The 18878-nt window shown below is 36.9% G+C and carries 25 protein-coding genes and 1 pseudogene; 7 read left to right on the top strand and 19 right to left on the bottom strand.

Translation table 11 applies throughout. The features are described 5' to 3' along the window. The first annotated feature begins 684 nt into the window (after positions 1-684). The 3 genes from PVK62_RS08415 (at position 685) to PVK62_RS08405 (ending at position 3240) form a co-directional block, all read left to right on the top strand. Entirely contained in the window at positions 685-1935 is a 1251-nt protein-coding gene (locus PVK62_RS08415; protein WP_274449384.1) for a GlyGly-CTERM sorting domain-containing protein, read from the top strand. 192 nt (positions 1936-2127) lie between these two features. Beyond that, on the top strand, positions 2128-2868 hold the full coding sequence (locus PVK62_RS08410; protein WP_274449383.1) for a hypothetical protein: 741 nt from the start codon (positions 2128-2130) through the stop codon (positions 2866-2868). A 108-nt stretch (positions 2869-2976) separates the two neighbouring features. Next, positions 2977-3240, top strand: a complete 264-nt coding sequence (locus PVK62_RS08405; protein ID WP_274449382.1) for an H-NS family histone-like protein — start codon at positions 2977-2979, stop codon at positions 3238-3240. On the opposite strand, the gene PVK62_RS08400 is transcribed toward PVK62_RS08405, so the two are convergent. Beyond that, positions 3232-4191 carry a tyrosine-type recombinase/integrase gene (locus PVK62_RS08400; RefSeq protein ID WP_274449381.1) on the bottom strand — a complete coding sequence of 320 codons (960 nt, stop codon included), beginning with the start codon at positions 4189-4191 and terminating at the stop codon, positions 3232-3234. The genes PVK62_RS08405 and PVK62_RS08400 overlap by 9 nt on opposite strands. A 114-nt stretch (positions 4192-4305) precedes the next feature. Beyond that, positions 4306-4668: a hypothetical protein gene (locus PVK62_RS08395; protein WP_274449380.1), complete on the bottom strand. Its 363-nt coding sequence runs from the start codon at positions 4666-4668 to the stop codon at positions 4306-4308. A gap of 180 nt (positions 4669-4848) precedes the next feature. Between PVK62_RS08395 and PVK62_RS08390 the strand changes: the two genes are divergently transcribed. Beyond that, positions 4849-7521, top strand: a complete 2673-nt coding sequence (locus PVK62_RS08390; protein ID WP_274449379.1) for a TrlF family AAA-like ATPase — start codon at positions 4849-4851, stop codon at positions 7519-7521. Between the two features lie 78 nt (positions 7522-7599). Here PVK62_RS08390 and PVK62_RS08385 read toward each other — a convergent pair whose 3' ends face one another. From PVK62_RS08385 to PVK62_RS08370, 4 genes are read right to left on the bottom strand one after another with little or no spacing between them, the layout of a single operon-like run. Then, entirely contained in the window at positions 7600-8094 is a 495-nt protein-coding gene (locus PVK62_RS08385; RefSeq protein WP_274449378.1) for a hypothetical protein, read from the bottom strand. A 46-nt stretch (positions 8095-8140) separates the two neighbouring features. Further along, on the bottom strand, positions 8141-8374 hold the full coding sequence (locus tag PVK62_RS08380) for a hypothetical protein (RefSeq protein ID WP_274449377.1): 234 nt from the start codon (positions 8372-8374) through the stop codon (positions 8141-8143). Next, on the bottom strand, positions 8371-8667 hold the full coding sequence (locus tag PVK62_RS08375; RefSeq protein ID WP_242509760.1) for a helix-turn-helix domain-containing protein: 297 nt from the start codon (positions 8665-8667) through the stop codon (positions 8371-8373). The genes PVK62_RS08380 and PVK62_RS08375 overlap by 4 nt, the downstream gene beginning before the upstream one ends. A 3-nt stretch (positions 8668-8670) precedes the next feature. After that, on the bottom strand, positions 8671-9000 hold the full coding sequence (locus PVK62_RS08370; RefSeq protein ID WP_130066395.1) for a hypothetical protein: 330 nt from the start codon (positions 8998-9000) through the stop codon (positions 8671-8673). Positions 9001-9263: 263 nt separating this feature from the next. On the opposite strand from PVK62_RS08370, the gene PVK62_RS08365 reads away from it, so the two are divergent. Together PVK62_RS08365 and PVK62_RS08360 are read left to right on the top strand one after the other, a co-directional pair. Further along, entirely contained in the window at positions 9264-9527 is a 264-nt protein-coding gene (locus tag PVK62_RS08365; protein WP_274449376.1) for a hypothetical protein, read from the top strand. 7 nt (positions 9528-9534) lie between these two features. Further along, entirely contained in the window at positions 9535-9729 is a 195-nt protein-coding gene (locus PVK62_RS08360) for a hypothetical protein (RefSeq protein ID WP_130066392.1), read from the top strand. A gap of 39 nt (positions 9730-9768) precedes the next feature. Here PVK62_RS08360 and PVK62_RS08355 read toward each other — a convergent pair whose 3' ends face one another. Genes PVK62_RS08355 through PVK62_RS08345 form a run of 3 tightly spaced genes read right to left on the bottom strand, consistent with a single transcriptional unit; the run spans position 9769 to position 11353 of the window. Further along, positions 9769-10065 (bottom strand): hypothetical protein, encoded by a 297-nt coding sequence (locus PVK62_RS08355; RefSeq protein WP_130066391.1) that lies wholly within the window; start codon positions 10063-10065, stop codon positions 9769-9771. After that, on the bottom strand, positions 10062-10850 hold the full coding sequence (locus PVK62_RS08350) for a DUF4225 domain-containing protein (protein WP_274449375.1): 789 nt from the start codon (positions 10848-10850) through the stop codon (positions 10062-10064). Before PVK62_RS08350 ends, PVK62_RS08355 begins: the two co-directional genes overlap by 4 nt. A gap of 14 nt (positions 10851-10864) precedes the next feature. After that, positions 10865-11353 (bottom strand): Hcp family type VI secretion system effector, encoded by a 489-nt coding sequence (locus PVK62_RS08345; RefSeq protein ID WP_274449374.1) that lies wholly within the window; start codon positions 11351-11353, stop codon positions 10865-10867. A 602-nt stretch (positions 11354-11955) separates the two neighbouring features. Here PVK62_RS08345 and PVK62_RS08340 point away from each other — a divergent pair. Next, complete coding sequence (locus PVK62_RS08340; protein WP_130066542.1) at positions 11956-12348, top strand: hypothetical protein; 393 nt, start codon at positions 11956-11958, stop codon at positions 12346-12348. Positions 12349-12562: 214 nt separating this feature from the next. On the opposite strand, the gene PVK62_RS08330 is transcribed toward PVK62_RS08340, so the two are convergent. The 10 genes and pseudogenes from PVK62_RS08330 to PVK62_RS08285 form a co-directional block, all read right to left on the bottom strand. After that, complete coding sequence (locus PVK62_RS08330; RefSeq protein WP_274449372.1) at positions 12563-13174, bottom strand: RES domain-containing protein; 612 nt, start codon at positions 13172-13174, stop codon at positions 12563-12565. 3 nt (positions 13175-13177) lie between these two features. Next, a complete protein-coding gene (locus PVK62_RS08325; protein WP_274449371.1) occupies positions 13178-14074 on the bottom strand; it encodes a hypothetical protein in 897 nt (298 codons plus the stop codon). 133 nt (positions 14075-14207) lie between these two features. Beyond that, complete coding sequence (locus tag PVK62_RS08320) at positions 14208-14417, bottom strand: hypothetical protein (RefSeq protein ID WP_274449370.1); 210 nt, start codon at positions 14415-14417, stop codon at positions 14208-14210. 7 nt (positions 14418-14424) lie between these two features. Further along, positions 14425-14742: a hypothetical protein gene (locus PVK62_RS08315; protein ID WP_130066547.1), complete on the bottom strand. Its 318-nt coding sequence runs from the start codon at positions 14740-14742 to the stop codon at positions 14425-14427. Continuing rightward, positions 14726-15046, bottom strand: coding sequence for a hypothetical protein (locus tag PVK62_RS08310; protein ID WP_130066548.1), 321 nt, complete (start codon positions 15044-15046; stop codon positions 14726-14728). Before PVK62_RS08310 ends, PVK62_RS08315 begins: the two co-directional genes overlap by 17 nt. Beyond that, positions 15046-15342: a helix-turn-helix domain-containing protein gene (locus PVK62_RS08305; protein ID WP_274449369.1), complete on the bottom strand. Its 297-nt coding sequence runs from the start codon at positions 15340-15342 to the stop codon at positions 15046-15048. Before PVK62_RS08305 ends, PVK62_RS08310 begins: the two co-directional genes overlap by 1 nt. Before the next feature lie 125 nt (positions 15343-15467). After that, positions 15468-15557 (bottom strand): annotated as a pseudogene (locus PVK62_RS08300) (transposase); the annotation flags it as partial. Continuing rightward, positions 15554-15736 (bottom strand): hypothetical protein, encoded by a 183-nt coding sequence (locus PVK62_RS08295; protein WP_274449368.1) that lies wholly within the window; start codon positions 15734-15736, stop codon positions 15554-15556. The pseudogene PVK62_RS08300 and the gene PVK62_RS08295, both read right to left, overlap by 4 nt. Position 15737: 1 nt before the next feature. Further along, a complete protein-coding gene (locus tag PVK62_RS08290) occupies positions 15738-16169 on the bottom strand; it encodes a hypothetical protein (RefSeq protein WP_274449367.1) in 432 nt (143 codons plus the stop codon). Between the two features lie 152 nt (positions 16170-16321). Further along, entirely contained in the window at positions 16322-18850 is a 2529-nt protein-coding gene (locus PVK62_RS08285) for a fused MFS/spermidine synthase (protein WP_274449366.1), read from the bottom strand. Positions 18851-18878: the final 28 nt, after the last annotated feature.

Here is an 18878-nt window from a genome sequence, read left to right as displayed (position 1 = left end):
TTGGTTTTGGAAAGTAACATCCAGTAGAAAGCGGTTTGGCCTTGGAAAGTAACATCCAGTAGAAATCTGTTTGGTTTTGGAAAGTAACATCCAGCAGAAAGCGGTTTGGCTTTAAAGAGTAACGTCTAGAACGATCATTAAAAAATGAACCCCAATTATCTTTAAGCATCAGGTGAAGGTAGAAGAGGATGGTTGTGAATAAATGAGTGATTATGGCCAATTTCTATAAAGCAATTGGGTTTTTCGGAAAAATATTAACCCTTGAGTTACTTCCATTAAATGACCAATCATTAAACGTGTGACAGTGTCACTATATACAACACCAATTATCCATACAATCTAGGGTACAACATAGCAAAGGGGTATAAAGCCTTAGCCACTCGCTGAAACCTCGTCAATTTCTTGCTGACCTTGCGCTTGCGCGAAAAAAAAGAAAAAGAAAAAAAGAAGAAAGAAAAAAAAGAAAACTCTCAACAAGGTTTGTTCCTTTTAGGTATGCGTGGGCTGAGTCGCATTATTTGCAATATAATGTTATGTTGTACCCTACACTTATCTCTATTTATTGTTAGCCTTATATGGGTTTGGTAATCTAATGTTAGCAATTTATAAAAAAAATACTAGTTTGTTGTTCGTTTTGCGGTATAATGACGTAGTCAGTTAAACAAACGCATAGGAAGGATTACCATGCAACTAAGTACTAAAACATTACTCGCTTTATCTCTTGCTCATTCGCTAAGCGTGAATGCTGCGGGTTCAACAAGCACTTTCGAATTGAGCTTGTTCTATCCTCAACCTTATGAATACGATAACAGTATCAACTTATCATCTGAGGTCGTTGGCTTTTACCGCTCGATTGAAGTGGCAAACGATCTGTTTGAGCGTAAAGGCGTTAACCTTGAGTTAAAACCAACTCATGTAGCCAGCGTAAGTTCATGGACAGGTACAGAGAATGTTCAAACAGGTCGCTCAGATATGGATAATGGTATAACAGAAGTCGAAACCGATGTCGGTGATATGGCTGTTGGTCTATTTCAGCCAAAAGGGTCAACGATTGGTTATGGTGAAAACATCAATAGTAGTAATTACACATGGTATCCAAATGTGACCGCAAAAATCGGTTTGGCAATAAATAGGACATTAGGAAAAGGGGGGGATAATAGTTATCCATTCCTTCTTAGTCATGAGGTGCTTCACTCCATTGGTGCAATGCACGATCAAGCTGCTGCTGGTCGTTTTAATGATGATGCGAAAGGTAGAGAAGATGGCTATGCCAGAACGTGTGATAATGGCTATGGCTCATTAATGACACCTGTAATTTCAACAATCCCATTTGCACAAATGACTATTTCAGGGGCAAGCGATTGTAATACAACACCAAGTGCAAACATGGTGGGATTTACCAATCAATACGCACCGCTTGCGGCTGAATTTGAAGTAGGCTCACGCAATAACCAAACCATCCGTTTAACGGTTACTGAAAACATCAATGACCAAACGTTTGATTTTGTAGCGCAACGCAACGACACTTCAGCAACCGAAGCTATGACTCTTTATATTGCAGGGGGAGCGGCTTATAATGGTCAAAACGCATTAGCACCGCAAAGTATCGAATTTACATCAGGCCAAGCAAGTTCAGAAATCATTAAAATTGATTTCAATACTGTCTATGGTGTATTTGATCAAGCGCACGGTGAAATCAATAATACTTATGCGGTTGTCGTTGGACAAAATGAAGTTCAGAATAAATTGGTCGATGTCACTGCCATTAATACCTTATGGGAGCCAACAATTACACCAGATCCAGAAACACCAGATCCAGAAACAGGCATTCCAAATCCTGATAACGGTGGCGGTGATTCAGGTGGTAGCACCTCACTATTTAGCTTGTTAATGCTGTCTTGTTTGTATTTAGTAAGACGAAAATTAAACAAATAATCTTAAACAATCACACACTTTTAAAGTGGAGCATACTGCTCCACTTTCTTTGCTACTATATTTTAACTATAATGCTATAACATTTGTTTTGTGGTATTTTACAAAAAAACAGAATTGTGCGATTATTAGCCTATATCATTATGTCGCATTGTCAGTTTCTATTTCACTTATTTTTATATAAAGGGATTTCTTATGAAACGTAAAGCTTTAGCCTATGCGATAACTACCTCCTTAGTCAGTCTCGTCGTTATTGCAGGAACGAGTAGTCCAAACAGCCACATTGATGAGGTCGTTCGCGTTCCTATTCATGTTATTGAACACGATGGCATAGAATCAAAACGCGATAATATCACCGTTGTCATTCGTGAAATTGGGGATCATGATGATTCTGTTGGTACTCGGGATAAAACAGGCGGTATTGATACCTATTTTGTGGCCGCCCCCGATCCAAATGACAGTCCAAATACAGAGCTTCCTCCAGTAAATTGCTCTCATCCCTCTTATGCCAGTTTATGTGATGATTTAAAAGACTCAATAGAGGGTGGTGACGGTGGTGAAGGTGGCCCACCAACAAATGTATGGGTTAGTGTTTATGCAGGATCTAAATCTATGTCTGCATCTTATAAACTTGCCGCAACACCAAAACGAATTCGATTTAATAGTAGGGGGGATGGAGAGGCATGGTTTGGAACACATATTAATCGAGTAGACATTGCCTATGCTGGTGGTGGAGCAAGGGACAACTGTAGTGGTAAACGTTACACGACACAATGCACATGGAGTTTTAATACAACCAGCGCGAAAGGTTGCTCTAAGTCAGTCTCAGGTTACGATGGCTATAGGATATTTGGGGCAAATGGTAGTAGTTGCACTGAAAGAAAAGTCACGAACACTGCTGGCATGACATTCAGCCGCATTGAAGTCATGTACTAATTTTTCTAAAAAAATGGGACTCAATTAACAGTAAAGATTAAATACTTGCTGTTATTTTTTTCTATAATAAATCCATCAAAAAACATTGATTATATAAATGGATTTATTATGAAAGAATTAAAAAAGACATTACTTAACCAACGCTCCTTAATATCATTTGCCACTTCGATGTTAACGATTGAAGAAGCAACTCTTATTATTGAGCGTTTATCTGCATTAAATGAACAACGAAAAACAGATGAAGAACAAAAGCAAAAAGCCAAAGAAATCAAAGAGAGTAAAATAAGTTCATTGATCCGACAAATAGAAAATGAAGGGTTATCATTATCAGATCTTCAATTGTACATAACACAACATTCACGTTTACGGTAATGACACCTTTTTTATTGCATCTATTAATAAATTATCGTCTTTTTGAATATAACGCTGTGTTGTTTTTGAATCCGCATGACCAAGAATATCTTGAATAACCGAAATTCGAACCCCTGCATGATATAGTATGGTTGCTGTAGTACGTCGAAGATCATGGGGGCTAATCATGAATTTAGAACCCAATTGCAAGCATCGATTTTGAACAACACGATAAACACTGGATCTTGCTTGGATTGGTTCATCAATAAAAGTATCCCCTCTACGCATTTTCACAAATAATGTATCCGAAGTAATATTCAATTGCTCTCTCACCAGCTCCCATTCTTTTACAAACCTTAATGTATCCGCATTCACTGGCACACGACGCTCGACGTGTCCTTTACCATAAAAGCGGATCCAATCTTGATTGTCTTTATACTCAAACGCAGTAATAGATAAGGTCATCAACTCGGTACAACGCAAGCCACAACCGACAAGTAATGCAAACATGGCATTGTTTCTCTTGTCTCGAAGGGTCGGGCTATTTGTGATGAAAAGCTCAGACATTTCAAATGACTTTAGTGGTCGGGCTTTGCTTACTGAGCGGCCTTTTCTTGGCTGAATTTGGGTAATACGAAAAAGGACATCAGTCGGCAAACGGCCCATACCATTTGCAAAGGTTGCAGAGCGTTTAATTGCAGTTAAATACGTATTTAAACGAGTGTCTTTTAATCCGTTTTCTTCTAATTGATTAAGCACCATTGCAATATGGTAATCAGTCAATTTTTCCCACGGAATAAGCTTATGATGTGAAATGTTTAATACCTTAGCAAACCCATTAAGAGTGTATTCCATCGTCTTACGGGAGCTTTCAGCTCGTAACGTGTAGATATAACGTAGGGTAGGGGGAGTATCAACCTCTTGAAGATTGATTAATGATTGGCTTAAAATATTATTGCTATTTGTTTGCATTAAAACCACCACACCCTTTAATGCGTTTTTCTAAAAAACACATTCAACTAAAAAAACACTGTTAAAATATACAGTGTAAATATAGCAAATAGTCATGCTGGTTGCACGTTTAAATCAGTTAATCATTTGAGACTGCTTACATAAATAATTAAATTGAATTTTATCACTCGGATTAAGTGCCAATAGCTCTCCCTTGATTAAACGAGATAACAATGCACAAAATCGGTGAACTTGCTGCCCATTAGATTGCATATAATAAAACAGATCATCACCATCGCACTTAGAAAGATACTCATAGCTGGTATTCAGATGATGTAATAGTGATTTTTCAAAAATATAGAAGTATTCATAACAACGGTTTCGCTCTAAATCACAATCACGTCCCTCTTGATTCACAAACTGAATCAACGCTTCAATCTCTTGTCGGTAAGGGTGATTTAATGAGTAGGGAGCCAATAAAAAAGACCAGCGTTCCATGATGACCTCACGATAATAAATTCAATTATTATTATAACTAAGTAACCAGAAGTAAGTTAGGTGTGATACCTCAAACTAGCAGTTGAACATCGTTTATTTCCCTTGTTTATTCTTTGGAAAGCAAACCACTTTTGGTATTATCCGCGCATAATTACACAATAAAAAAGACTAAGGCTATTTATGAACGGTTCCACATGGAAAAAATGGGATTTGCACATCCATACCCCAATGACTCATTTAAATGGGGCTGGCTTTCAATGCTCCATTGCTGATTATGTATCTAAGCTTGCGGCTGAAGAGTTAGATCTAATTGGAGTAACTAACTACTTTTATTTCAAAGAGAATGAACTAGAAATAGTTAAAGATGAAATACGAGCTCAGCGTCATCGTATTACCGTGCTTGGCAATGTTGAATTTAGAATTGTTCAACAAAACAACGGTGGTGAATGGATTAATGTACATGTTGTTTTTTCTGAAAAATTAACCACTGAACGAATTAATACCATTTTATCAGCCATGCCGATAACAAACACATCACCCACTGGCACTGCCGTTTATTGTAGTGAAAATAGCATGCAATTAAATAACGTGCGACCAGATGCCGCTGTGGTAGATTTTAAAGTATTAACCGATCATCTTGCATCTCATTTACAACGTGGTACGGATTACCTTATTGGCATTTGTCCTAATGGCTACGGTGGATTTAGACCTGACAGAACAGAAGGTCGCTCAGTAGCAATTGCGCTTGAATTAGAAAAAAAGGGAGATTTCATTTTTGGGTCCACTGATCGTGACCGAACCTTTTTCCTAAATACAAGTCGATATGAACACGCCAAAGAACGCCCTGTTTTTAAATGCTCAGACGCTCATAGTCTTGAGGATGTAGGCTCACAGTATTCATGGATTAAAGCGAGACCAACATTTGAAGGTCTTCGTCAATTACTGATTGAACCTGAAGCCCGAGTTCAAATCAAAGATGATTTTATTGAGCGCACCTTTGCCAAACCTCGATTTAAATCAATTACAGCCAACGGAAGTATTATCGCTGGCCAACCATTAAAATTTGATGATACAACCATCGAGATTAATCCCAACATGGCCGCGATTATTGGGGGAAGAGGAACTGGTAAAAGTATACTGTTAGATTCCATTCGTTCTAAATTTAGACATGATCCGTTAGGCACAAATCCAGCTCGTCAAATCAATACTGAGCAATTTTCACTGGTATTAGATCAAGGTAATGGCTCATTACTTGATTTTAATGAAGCAAGCAACACCTACGGTTACTTACACGTATCACAAGGCGACATACAATCTGTTAGCCAAAACCCAGAGCAATTAAGCAAAGAAATTAAAGAAATGCTGGGGCTGACTAGTGATGCCTTCAACCCTGTAACCACAAGTGTTGTTGAAAATGCCTTAACAAAATACCGCGCTTTTATTGGTTATTGGAGTACAACCGATGAGCGTAATAATAGAATCAACACAGACACATATCAAAATGCCATTATTGCTGATTACCAAGGGCTTATCGCAACATTAACCAGTGCTGAAAACCAAGGGCTTATTGACCAATACCAAGCCAATGTCGCTCAAGTAAATAAGTTAGCCGCTTACATCGCGAAATCAGCTCAAATAAAAGCCTCATTCACTCAGCAAATAGACCCAATTAACACGACGATAGATGGCCATAATCAAAGTGAGTTTAGTGCCACCACCATTCCATCAATTGATTATAATGCTGCAATAGCGGCTATTGAAGCGAACGATTTGTTAGCGAGAGGGCAAATCGCAGCATTAAATTTAAGTAATCAAGGGATCGTAGCTACGTTCCAATCGCAAGGGATCACACAAGACATTTCATCATTGCTTGGAAAAGTAACCGAGTATCAACGAAACATCGATGCGGCTAATGAGAAATTAATAGACATCACAGCGAGAACCGCAGAGTACCGCCAAAGTATTCAAGATCGCTGCCAGTTAAGTAATTTGCATAAAGCCTACTTAGAAGGCAATTCCAGCGCCATAGCCACGGCATTTGATTCGTTATTAACTGAGAATCCAACGTGGACAGCCGAACAAAACGAATTAGTTAAAGAGATATTAAGTGACATTTCTATTTTCGGGGCCATTTACTTTAACAAAGAGAAATTTTTCTCTCTTCTTCTGAGTAAGCTCAATGGTGGTAAGTTCAGAGGTACAGGAACGCAAACCTCAATAGATCGTTTACAAGAAACGTTCCCAATCAACACGTATGAAGATTTTTATCGCCTAATTTCTAATGAAGAGATGATCGTGTTATCTCCAGATAAAACCGTAACTCTTGAAGGTTTTTGCTGGGAAACAGAATATTTCAACCAAGGTGGCCGCTTTGAGTTGTTGGATTTCTTGTACCTACCGCAAAATATTCAAACTTACCTTCATGCGAATGCTGAATTTCTCTATAAAGATAAAACAGTAACGCAATTGTCTGTAGGCCAACGAGGGACGTTCTATGTATGTCTTAAACTAGCAACGGACCCATTCGGCTCACCATTTATATTTGACCAGCCAGAAGACGATTTAGACAATGATTTCATCATGAATAAACTTGTTCCGATTTTCAGAAAAATAAAGAAATATCGACAAGTGATCATTGTTACTCATAATGCCAATCTTGTTGTGAATAGTGATGCTGAACAAATCATCATCGCTAAAAACGATAACGAAACTCTTACCTACCAATCTGGCTCTGTAGAAGATGGTTCAGTTAACGACCCATCTAGTATTCGTGGCCAAATATGTAATATCTTGGAGGGGGGTGGTCATGCATTCTGGTTACGTGAACGTAAATATGGATTAAACGATAAATAGTAAGAATCTAAGATAGAGCAATTCTAAGTAAGAACTGCTCTATCTTAATGAACAAAGATGAATGTGAATGATCAAATTTTAGAATGACCGTAACTCATTTTCTATATTTAATATTTTTTCAAACAAATCGATTGCTGAAAAAGTAGATATTGTTCGATCATACAGGCGTCTAGCATACTTTGATTTAACCAGTGTCGTTTCTATCAAATCATGCAGTTCGATAAGAGCAGTTTTGTCGGCCACACTGAGGCGACATTTAAAAAGCTCATATGAAATGGATGCTTTACTTACCGTTGCCCCGTTGTATGTTAATAAACGGTCTTTGTGCATAAACGTGTTCATGTTATTACCAATAAAGATGTTTAACCAAACACCAAGTCGGGCTGTTTGGTTATGCCATTTTTCCCATTCTTTATGATTGATATCATGCATCACATTATTAATCAGATTTGCATTCGCTTGTTCGCGACTCTCGCCAATAACGATACTAGATAGAACCTCATAAAAAGAGATTGTTTCTGCCTCAAAATGCGTAGCGATTTCGTAAAACTTCGACCTTGAACGACGATCCATAATGAACAGTTTCCGTGTTAATTAACAATGATCCCAGAGCTAAAAATCAACTATTTTCTAACTCTGAGTTATTAGCAATGCGTTTATCTGCTTCTGCTCTTACCACAGACCAATAGGCATCATGAGTAGGAGAGGCAGGCTTTAAAACCATCTTAATGTCACCACAATCAGCATTAATAGAGCTCGCATCAAGATCTTTTAAGCCTTTAAACTTTATGGCCAGATTGACATCATCTTCAAATTTCTTTGATTTATTACTCTCTTCAACATGAATGGTCATAGGTTTAATACATCTTTAACATGTGGCAAGTTATCTTCAATCTTATTCTTGTTAAAGGTTCCCCAGCTCTCTATTGAGTAAGTGCGATTCTTTGTGCCACCACTAACACCACAAATTATATCGATTTCAGAAAGTGCCAAAATTGTATCTTGCAGTGTTCTCTTTGGCATCTGAGTTGCGTCTAAGAGGGAAGGGACCGTATTCACACCTGAATCAATTAAATATGCTACCAATTGCCTACGATAAAAACTGGTCTTGGTTTTACTGCTTTTTGCTTCCATTGCATTATTCATAAATCACTCCTCATCAGCTTCTTGTTCGGTAATATCTACGCCCCAAAAAGACATGATCTCGTCTTCACAGCAATGACGACGGAATATATCCAATACCCCTTCATCATCAAAATCAGGTTGGCTATTAGGCTCGTAACCAACTTGTGAGAAAGCCGTAATCATTGATTCATAATGATTTGTAGCATTTTTCTTAGTGGGATTACGGAGCAATTCCATATACTTTTCATCAGCTACATAACCGCCTGTAAAGTCATTCAGACCAGCGCCATGATGGGCTTCAAGGTACTCGTAATCTTTTTTAGCTTGCTCATACTTAGTTGTAATAGTTGCCATAATCAATCCTGTTTATAAAAACCTTACTTAACCATATTAAATAAAGATTAACACATAGTTGACGTGGTGAAAGTTATTGCGTGTCTTAATTCCGTTAATTAGCTCACAATAAGAAGTCATTCATTTTTCTAAAAAACAAATCTGCTATTTAAGATTAAATATAAGCTTCATTGATGCGGCCAAATAACAAACAATGCCCTTGAAAGCGCTGGAGTAACGTTGTAATTTATTTGAAGTTTTCATTTATCAAGGAGTGATAAATAATGGCGCGTAATCCCACCAATTCTATTTCTTCAGGAAAGTATTTCGAAGAGCAATTTTTAGAAAAACCAAGAAAGAAGCTGTGGTCAGATATTATGCAGTATCCTCTTGAATCTACGAGTGCAGAGCAATTGACTCATATTTTGAGTGACATTGAATCCGCTCATAATAGTCATGGGAAGCCCTTGCGGTTAGTTCGAATAAAAAGAACTGTTACGACTGAAATTGAAATAATAAAAGAGTTTAAAAAAACAAAAAGAGGTTAGGTATAGCGTGATAAATTATGAAATTCGCAGCAGTGAAGACGGTAGTAAGATAACAGTGAAAGCACAAGGGGTTGTTGAAGCAATCGCTGAACATTTATCTCATCCTGTTTTAGAGCTATCGGTCACTTATTCCCCCAATCATGGGATCTCAATTATCACGGATAATAAAACAGGCATAAAATATGATGTGAGAATAATCTAGTTCATCACAACTACCAATATTAATATTTTATAGTGGTCTCTATGGTCTCGATTTTGGAAACGGAATAGTTAAGACATGAAGCACTAAAAATACAAAAGCAATGAATCTCACGGTTCCATCAACCTCAAAGCTTCCTTCAAAACTACGCATAAACCAATAACCCATTACACGTTGATCAAAGAAAATTGAGTAGTGCTGTGAACCAAAAATGATGCATGAAACCACCACATATAAGATCAAGTACAAAGAGTTATGATTTTTAATATAAAGTCTAGAAAACATAAAGCTTAAAAGGACACCAACAATACCGATCCCAATGTAAAGTAATAACATCATTTCTCTTTCTCTTTCAAATACGGAGTCAAGGCATCATAAGCCGTAATACTATTGCCCATCATTTCAAATGTTAATGCTCCACGAGTCATCGTTCTCCAGCCTTTTTGATAATCCGTTGCATGGTATGAATATAATTTAAACTGCTTAGCGTTAGGTATGCTACTTACCGTTGACGTTTTTAATGAATTGGATAGTCCATAAAAGCTTGTCGCAATATCAGCCAAACCATAAGCTAAATCACCCTCATCATCAGAATAACCAAGTTGTTTAGCGCCAGCTCTATAGCCATTTCTCAAGAAGCTATTATTACTTCCATAATCGCCAGTATACTTTTTTTTCCAGTTTTGAGTAATGTTTCCCGTAATGTTGTATGAGTTCTCATAGATATTATTGCCGCCATGCAGCATCATTGGTGCGCCAGTAGAAACGCACCATGAAGCACCAACAAAGGAAAAAATAGAGGAGGTGACACACAATCCATAACCTGTAGTCACTTGGCCAACACCAGCAACTAATCCAATGGTGTATTTACCTACCTCAATAGATTGGTCTATCAGGCTTTGTCGCTCTTGCCTGACATAATTAACAACCTTCGTTTTTGATAGAACGCCACCTTCATAATCACTCAGTAGACATTTTCCTAAAAAACGATATTCAGAGCGAAATTGATGTTGTAGTAGGGGATCTTTTAAATGACTCATACTAAGCATGTTCGCTTGGCGCAATAAGCCTCTGACCGCAAGGTTTACTTCATCATCATCCATGTCTGTTTTAGATATACTCATAATGACAAATCTACTTACTCTTTATCTGTAATTGGTTTTAACCAAGAAGAGAAAGCAATCGTGTTTGCTGCGACATGACGCCATCGGATATCACGGTAAGAAATAGAAAGGGTTTCTTGCATATCATCACCATTAAAGTCGATCACATGAGGCATATGAGTAACCAAAGAACGTATAAGCGCTCCAGTTAACTCAATTTCATAGAACAACTCAATGCCACCTTTTTCATTTGGGCGATAGAAATGAAGCTTACACTTTAATTCATCGCCATCAGAACAAGCTTGAGAAAGAACAGGAGAGCTTTTATCTATCTTTTTTACAATCTGCACAGGTGCATGCTTTGAGCCGTTGTCATATGCCACTGAGTGCGAAAATGATAATACCGTTATTTCATCTTCATGGTTTGACTGATAAGAATTACCCATTGATAAACAGGTATTGCAGCCAGAAGACAGTTTTCCATTATTGATGCTTTCAATTGATAAGTAAGCAGATACAGCCATTTTATACAGTCCGATATTAATGATAGGCCTGACGTTATCAAATCAATATCAGTAGCACACATGCGTAAAAAACTGGCAAATGGCAGAATCAGTAATGCAATATAACTAAGATAGTACTCAATTAAACTTAATGGGTAGTTAAATAAAAAGAGTAACCAATCATTCTGCAATTTACTCTGGATTATAAAATCCCAAATATGAGCAATGAATCACAATAGCTCTGAGATAATCAGTATGATTCAATGCACGAAGTGTATTGGATGAATACTGATTATTATATACTTTATGGTAAATACAATTATGTTTAATATCTAGAGAAGTTATGAATAGAAGGGTTATGTACTAAAGTTACTACGTGAAGTATTTAACATAATGTTATTAATGCGAACTGCGTACCATATATTAATTGTTATTTATTATCTAGTTATACTACGAACTGACTTTTCAAACTTTATTCATATTGCATAAATATTAATGATTTTTCTGAAAAACAAATAACGAAATCCATGCATAAATAACGACTTTCTTTATTGTTACCAAACTTCTTTATCGCTATCGTTTAAATATATTGATGCAGTAAATTAAGCAAAGGAAATATTAAAATGAGTAGATTTAATGATCTGAATAATTGCAAAGAAACATTAGTTGAATGCGAGTTTCCAGCAGCTAATCGACGGGTTGGAATTCGCATTGGATTTCCATTTTTTAACAGTTGTTTTGAACAACATTCATGCGAAGTTGATTACGAGCGTCCATCATTAAATACACAAACGGCATGTAGAATTACTCCAGTAGATGAACTCAACACTCAAGTCATATTGAGCGGTGAATCTGTAATTGAAGGGTTAGATTTGAAAATTGCAGAATTAGTAGGACATCGCAAACGTATGGCTTTGTATGTTGAAGATGTAAAAACGGGTAAGCTCGATATAGAAGCGATGGCTCAAGAACAAATTGCTCTACTAAAAAAAGAAGAAGAAGATAAAGCAACATAACTTTACTAAATCCCCTATTCCTCTTATTCCATTGTGGCTTTTACACGTTTCACTGTTGAGCGTCCTTTACCTGTACTCTCTACCGTTTGATTGATAGAGCTCCCATGCTCTAAACAAGCCACAATATCAGAATGCTTTGATAGAAAATCATCACTACTTAATGTTGTTCCCTTTGGACGACCAAACTTACCATTTTCACGAATACTCTCTATCTTTAATTATTAAATACATTGCTAGGGATAAGACACTCTAATGCTCTCGCTGCATCTTGAACTTTAAACATGCCTGTTGGATGCAGTAGGTACTCTGAAACACGCTCAACAAAATCATTTTTTGTGGCATTCTTACCAAAGACCACAAACACACGTTGTCCACTGATCCCACGTTGAATTCCATCCCATACAAAGCCATCAATGTCCTCGTATTTAGGCATACAAAGCACTGTCTCGGCAAATAGACGTAACTTAGAATAAGAGTGTTGTCCTCTACCTAATAACCCTGATATTGCATCGACTTTGTTTAGATCTAAAAAAACTAGTTCGCGTTGTGAATCAAGTTGAGCTAATTTTTTAAATTCTATATCTGCTGACACGAACTTATGCAGGCCTTGATCATTAACTCGCATAATAGTTTCTGAAAACGCATCAATGTAATGAGAGGCAATGTAAAGCACTCCAACGAAATCCTTATCTTGGCGACTGAAACGGATTGGGTCAAAGCGACCACCACCTTTTCCTGAAGCGTTAAATTCATTCGAGTCACGAACCTCACTATGAATACGATAAAAGCGAGAAAACTCAGGTAAAACGTACAATTCATCGCTCATCGTTTACCCTTCCGTTGAAGCTGAAATTACTTTTAACGGAATTTCTTTTTCATCAGTAATCATAGAATCAACAAACTCATCAAATAAGTCGGTTTCTCCACCTTCTAACAAAGATAATGGGGTTGCTGAAACCACACCTGACGAATCCGCATTATCATCAATAAAAGCGGCTATATCGTCCAGAGATGTGATTGTTTTTGCCTTTTGTTCCACCACATCAAAATCGGGTACTGACATATACTGCGTTATAGTGTGCATTTCTGTTAGCCAAAACGAAATATCCCAACCAGACATATATTTAGACAGTTTTGGGATAGATTGAACTAGCTCAGTATAAACGCTCGCTTCTTTATCGAGTTGAAAAGCTGGGTATGAATAATTTTCATTAATCTTAACGGCTAAGACCATGTTGTTTTCACGCATACGGTTCATATAACGACTTGGATTAGAATCAGTTACACCTAACGCCTTAACAAACTCTTTCGCATTTAATAGACTATGATGAGCCATAAAATCGCTTCGTTTTTTTAAAAAACGTTGAGTAAGAATCAATGCAGACTCAGATATTTCTTCAATGCCACTTTTTTCTAATTCATCGATGACTTTAACGCTATTATCCGTAGTCAATTTTAAAAATGCATTTACCGCACCAACAAGATTGTTCACTGCCGTTGCTTTTTGTTCCTCGTTAGCTTTTGCTTTACCTCGTAGCCCTTTTACTCTGACATATCTTGGAATTGGAGCAATCACATACCCATGATCAGTACGAACATGTTGAGCAATACCACCAACAATCAAATTAGTGACCATGATTAATGATGTATCAGCTTCAGATTGCTCAAAATTATGATGATGACTCAAATCTTGATCAATTGATGTTTCTGCTAATAACGCATTCATAAAACACTCCTTTTCTGTGTGTATGGATGGTAAACACTTAAATTAATATACCAAGTATACACGCAAAATAAAAAGGTGGTAGAAAAACAAGCAAAATAGAATGATTAGTTAACCGAGTATCTACCCTTATGGATCACTCATCGTCGTCACAAACACTGCACTGACTTCCAAGAGAATCACAACCACAATCTAACTCATCATTATTAACACTATTAAAACCTGTGAGAAAATCATCATAACGATGAGAATTTTCATTAAGTTTAATGATCGCACTGTTCTCTATTGCGATTCTTTTTAATGCAGCATTTTTTCCTTCTTGATATGCAATACTATTTTCCATCATTCATTCCTTAAATTAAGCGTTTAACAGGTAAGTATCGAAATCCAACTAGACCATGATGCTTAGCAAAGTTTTTTGCATCTTGTTTCGTCTTAAAAGGATACACCCCATGATCATTTAATGTCTCTATTGCACTATCTACATTCTTAACCATCCAAATATCATCACACACCGCTGTAGTCGCTTTTATCTCACGGCACGAGACTTCACCACGCTCATTCACTGTTGAGCTACATTTTGTGGTGTCATAGCTAAGCACGACATCAACAAGATTGCCCTGTGGAGTAAAAAAGCTCGGGTACTTATGAGCACTAACTAGGTAAATCATCCGATGAATCCTTTTTAAAATGTCTTTTAAACGCACGGTAAAGCATATTGTGGGCTTCTATCTCGTCTTCTGTACGCTTCACAAAGAAAGATGGAAAGCATTTGTGAGGAACTATTGAGCGCTTACTCTCCGTTGACTCTTCTGGTTCATTAAATAAACCTTCCTTTTTATAATCTGTCGTTGTCGCAATATAAATCCACTTGGAATCAATAAAGGATTCTGTTTTGCTAAAAGCCGCTTTGCTACTCCATTCAAACAGAGTTAGAACTCCTTGCTCTTTAGCTACAGCAAATACCTTAGCCATTAAGTGTTCTCCAATGCTGTGCAACCAGCGCAATTAATTACATCATCTATTTGAAAAGCAATTTGCTTGGGATCGGTTAATCCCCAACTAATTAAAGAGTAACTTTGGTTTCTTGCGGTTCCCTGCTTCACTATTTCTATTCCATAATCAGCAAGTGATTCAATACAAGTATACAAGGTTCTTTGACCAAGACCTGTTACTTCAATAATCTTCGCTTGCGTATCAGCTCTACCCGACGATATGAGATAGGCAATGTACATGCGCTTAAAATAGGCTTCTTTGGTTCTAGAGTTCATGCTAGTTACCTAAATCAAACAATGAATGAGTATTTTCTGAGAATCCTGACTCAACAAGCCATTGCGCAATATCAACATCAATTGCTTCACAACGGATAGTCACTGTCATTAGTGTTTTAAATTCAGCCAGTTAATACTTGATATCGATATTTCGTTACAAATACAAAATGATAATGCACACTATATACGCTATGACTTCCGTATCTATAACTCACGCTGTTTCAATGTAATGTTTAGCTAATTCAATTAATGACAATCTGTTTTTTCTATTGTTATTAACACCTGTTTTTTGTGCTGCTTTTTCAATTGCAGCAAGGACAATTTCAGATTCTTCATCAGTCAGATAACATCCGTAGATCTGCTGTTTATTTTCTCTGTAAGCTGTTTTTGACATATTAAGCCTCAATTTTTAAATCAGATTCACGATTAAACATAGGAATAATGTACACAGTTCCCTGTTCGTCTTCGTCTTCACACGCTTCGTAGCCCATTTTTTTTGCACACTTTCCACGCAATGCTTGAAGTGCCCAAGACTTTTCACCATCGCAATTTTCTAAGTCCCATTCGCTTTCACTTGCGTCTAATATAGACTCGGCAAGCTCTAAATCACATTGGAACAGTTCAGCAACTTCACTGATAATTTCAGCATCATCAAGCTGCCAAGTACGAATGATCATATCTTCGTCAATTTCTAAAGAGTAAGTGATAGTTTCACAAGCTGCCATTTGGTAAACATCATCAGAGAAGAAAAGGCAATCAGCAAAAGTACGAAGAGGGCTATTGTCAATTTTTGTAATAACATCTGGGCTTGTGTGAAATACTTTCATTTTCTATCTCTCTATAAATAAGTATGTTTCGTTTCGACAGATACATAATAGCAAACCTCGCGAGGTTATCAATACCTCACGAGGTTTATTTTTAAAATATTTGTGATAAAGAAAAACCCCTGAATCCTTTCATTAAAATATACATATTCCATCTATTTAGAATGAGAAGAAATCAACCAATCTACATACGGATCACCTTTAAAGTGTCCATAATCAGTCTTATTGAAAACATCCGTTAACATCAACCGTTGTAGTTGGTGCTTGTGATTCAAATCAAGCTGATAACTATTCGGCACAGTTATAAATTCAGACTGTTCAAATACAGTTAGTATTTCTTGATAAGTAAATAAAATATCATCTATAAATAGATTGTACTGGTCTACTTCTAATAGAGCGTTGTCATCAGTAATAAGATTAGAGTCATTCAAATAAGTGATGAAATCATTATTAGACCCAAGGTAGGTAGCGATTAAATCCGTCGTGTTTTCTATCCCAACGTCTGCAAGCGAACTCGCTATCTTAGGGTTAGCATCCCATTTGGATTGAATATCAGAAAACGTGAGTTTATTAAATGGATGGTCTGAGCCGATAATTAAAGCTTCAAATCTTTCTGTATACCACACATTAACGAATTTAAAGTTTTCCATCATTGTGTTTAATATGGCACGAGAGGCCATAGAGCTCTGAGTCGTTAACGGGAACCACTGCGCAACAATTCCATCTCTGTTCATTCTGGCTTTAGCTAATTGATAGAATTCTGACGAATACAAATTATTAACACCAGCACTTGACGGTGGTGGTGGCTCAAGAGTGATGATGTCATACATCTTATCTGTTTTAGCTAGCTGAAGACGCCCATCACCAATCGTAACGTTCACTTTATCTTGATTGACGATATCGTAATTACTCTCTTTGAATAATTGAGTTGCTTCAATCATATCGGGTAACAATTCAAAGACATCAACCGAGTTAATTGAATCAACTTGAGAAAAAGCACCAGCCGTGATGCCCGTACCCAAACCAATGACTAATGCATCTTTTGGCTCTGAATTATGAACAAAGTAAGGTAAGTAAGATTGTAAACGCATATAACGTAAAGAAGGCATTGAGTCAGCAGTATTCGATTCACCACGAACAAACAACCTCTTAAATGAATCGCTACCTGAATTTTCCTGAAAAACAGAAATTGAGTACCCTTTACCTTCAGTAAAAAATACTGACTCGGCTTCTGTTCCCTCATATCTCTCAGCTAATAGAAGGTGCGTTTTATTCGTTGGCAGTGCGTGTTGAATGACAAAACCACATGACAGTAATATGGCTATAAATGCCCACTTTTTAGCACCTTGATTTTTTAATGATAAGAAAGTAATAAATACAATACCAATCCACATGATCACCTTTAATGAAGGGACCACACCAAGTGAAGGGATTAATATAAATCCAGTAAGTATTGTTGCTAATACGCCTGCAAGCGTGTTCGTGCCTAATAAAACGCCAGTATCCAATGCAGTATCAGAACGTCGCGATATTTTGATAACCAGTGGGAAAATAGCCCCGAACAAAATACTTGGGATGAAAACTGTAAACAATACAATTGGAAATATATTTAACACTTCTAATATTCTCAATTGCCAATACGCATGAGGAACCGATGGGTCACCATTCAGATAGTCAAAGAATGAAACCACAAAGTAAAAAACATCATTTGATGTATGAAACGATAAGCTTTGCGATAAAAAGAAAATAAAACAAAGCGGTGATATGACTGATAGTGAGGACAAAATAAGCACACTTCGGTATGCGGCTTTTCTCGATAATGTCAAAGAGGCAAAGAGCGTACTGCCAATACCAAGACCACCAAGCATCACCGTCACAATGACTGAATAGTTAATGCTTCTTGATGGGATTATTTGATTCAATAATTGTAGCCATGATATTTCATAGGAAAGTGAGCAGAAACCAGTAAGGGCATAAAGAGCGATAAGATCATAACGGGGGGAAACGGATGATGTCGCCTTACTTGGAAGAGGTTTACTTATTACATTCTTTTCAACCCAGAAACCCACCACCACAATAAAAGCATTCAATGAATAAAGGACATATAAACTTTTTGTCACACCAAGTAAGGGAAGTAATACGCTAGCAGATAGAAATAGCCCTAACATCGCACCGAATAAGTTAACACCATATACAACACCTTCATGCAAAGGGTGTTCAAGTTTTATGAATAACCTGATCAATGCTAATAATGTTCCCCCCATAAAAAACGCTGGAATGGCAAAAGTGATACCCGTTACAACAAGTGCGCCAATACCTAGCATTTCAGATAGATTTAAATAAAGCCAAAGAGATTGCGATATGAATGAGCATAAAATAGCTAAAGCAGTAACATAGAATTCAAGTTTATAATAAGCAAGATCACGAAATTTATCTCTGGAAAAAAAGAGTGTGCCTAAGCCTAATCCTAAAAAGAAACCAGCGATAACGACACTGCTAGAATATAAATCAACACCAACGGTAACGGTTAAAGATTTAAACCAAAAATACTGATAACCTAAAGAAGCAAAACCAGAAATAAATGTGAGAAGGTATAAAACACCTCTCTTATTCAATTTAACATTTGAGGATTTAGATTGAATCGAACTAACAGACCCTTTCAATGAGCTTACATTTTTATTCATAACAACGCCCTGTAATTAACATATTCGC

Source organism: Aliivibrio sp. S3MY1 (genome assembly GCF_028765575.1).
Classification (GTDB): Bacteria; Pseudomonadota; Gammaproteobacteria; order Enterobacterales; family Vibrionaceae; genus Aliivibrio.
The sequence above is the reverse complement of the archived record's forward strand: the minus strand, read 5'-3'. Positions and strand labels throughout refer to the sequence as shown.

What these genes read in the sequence shown, in the direction of transcription:
- PVK62_RS08415 (WP_274449384.1), top strand. Translation starts at nt 685, where the DNA reads ATGCAACTAAGTACTAAAACATTACTCGCTTTATCTCTTGCTCATTCG.
- PVK62_RS08410 (WP_274449383.1), top strand. Translation starts at nt 2,128, where the DNA reads ATGAAACGTAAAGCTTTAGCCTATGCGATAACTACCTCCTTAGTCAGT.
- PVK62_RS08405 (WP_274449382.1), top strand. Translation starts at nt 2,977, where the DNA reads ATGAAAGAATTAAAAAAGACATTACTTAACCAACGCTCCTTAATATCA.
- PVK62_RS08400 (WP_274449381.1), bottom strand. Translation starts at nt 4,191, where the DNA reads ATGCAAACAAATAGCAATAATATTTTAAGCCAATCATTAATCAATCTT.
- PVK62_RS08395 (WP_274449380.1), bottom strand. Translation starts at nt 4,668, where the DNA reads ATGGAACGCTGGTCTTTTTTATTGGCTCCCTACTCATTAAATCACCCT.
- PVK62_RS08390 (WP_274449379.1), top strand. Translation starts at nt 4,849, where the DNA reads ATGAACGGTTCCACATGGAAAAAATGGGATTTGCACATCCATACCCCA.
- PVK62_RS08385 (WP_274449378.1), bottom strand. Translation starts at nt 8,094, where the DNA reads ATGGATCGTCGTTCAAGGTCGAAGTTTTACGAAATCGCTACGCATTTT.
- PVK62_RS08380 (WP_274449377.1), bottom strand. Translation starts at nt 8,374, where the DNA reads ATGACCATTCATGTTGAAGAGAGTAATAAATCAAAGAAATTTGAAGAT.
- PVK62_RS08375 (WP_242509760.1), bottom strand. Translation starts at nt 8,667, where the DNA reads ATGAATAATGCAATGGAAGCAAAAAGCAGTAAAACCAAGACCAGTTTT.
- PVK62_RS08370 (WP_130066395.1), bottom strand. Translation starts at nt 9,000, where the DNA reads ATGGCAACTATTACAACTAAGTATGAGCAAGCTAAAAAAGATTACGAG.
- PVK62_RS08365 (WP_274449376.1), top strand. Translation starts at nt 9,264, where the DNA reads ATGGCGCGTAATCCCACCAATTCTATTTCTTCAGGAAAGTATTTCGAA.
- PVK62_RS08355 (WP_130066391.1), bottom strand. Translation starts at nt 10,065, where the DNA reads ATGATGTTATTACTTTACATTGGGATCGGTATTGTTGGTGTCCTTTTA.
- PVK62_RS08350 (WP_274449375.1), bottom strand. Translation starts at nt 10,850, where the DNA reads ATGAGTATATCTAAAACAGACATGGATGATGATGAAGTAAACCTTGCG.
- PVK62_RS08345 (WP_274449374.1), bottom strand. Translation starts at nt 11,353, where the DNA reads ATGGCTGTATCTGCTTACTTATCAATTGAAAGCATCAATAATGGAAAA.
- PVK62_RS08340 (WP_130066542.1), top strand. Translation starts at nt 11,956, where the DNA reads ATGAGTAGATTTAATGATCTGAATAATTGCAAAGAAACATTAGTTGAA.
- PVK62_RS08330 (WP_274449372.1), bottom strand. Translation starts at nt 13,174, where the DNA reads ATGAGCGATGAATTGTACGTTTTACCTGAGTTTTCTCGCTTTTATCGT.
- PVK62_RS08325 (WP_274449371.1), bottom strand. Translation starts at nt 14,074, where the DNA reads ATGAATGCGTTATTAGCAGAAACATCAATTGATCAAGATTTGAGTCAT.
- PVK62_RS08320 (WP_274449370.1), bottom strand. Translation starts at nt 14,417, where the DNA reads ATGATGGAAAATAGTATTGCATATCAAGAAGGAAAAAATGCTGCATTA.
- PVK62_RS08315 (WP_130066547.1), bottom strand. Translation starts at nt 14,742, where the DNA reads ATGATTTACCTAGTTAGTGCTCATAAGTACCCGAGCTTTTTTACTCCA.
- PVK62_RS08310 (WP_130066548.1), bottom strand. Translation starts at nt 15,046, where the DNA reads ATGGCTAAGGTATTTGCTGTAGCTAAAGAGCAAGGAGTTCTAACTCTG.
- PVK62_RS08305 (WP_274449369.1), bottom strand. Translation starts at nt 15,342, where the DNA reads ATGAACTCTAGAACCAAAGAAGCCTATTTTAAGCGCATGTACATTGCC.
- PVK62_RS08295 (WP_274449368.1), bottom strand. Translation starts at nt 15,736, where the DNA reads ATGTCAAAAACAGCTTACAGAGAAAATAAACAGCAGATCTACGGATGT.
- PVK62_RS08290 (WP_274449367.1), bottom strand. Translation starts at nt 16,169, where the DNA reads ATGAAAGTATTTCACACAAGCCCAGATGTTATTACAAAAATTGACAAT.
- PVK62_RS08285 (WP_274449366.1), bottom strand. Translation starts at nt 18,850, where the DNA reads ATGAATAAAAATGTAAGCTCATTGAAAGGGTCTGTTAGTTCGATTCAA.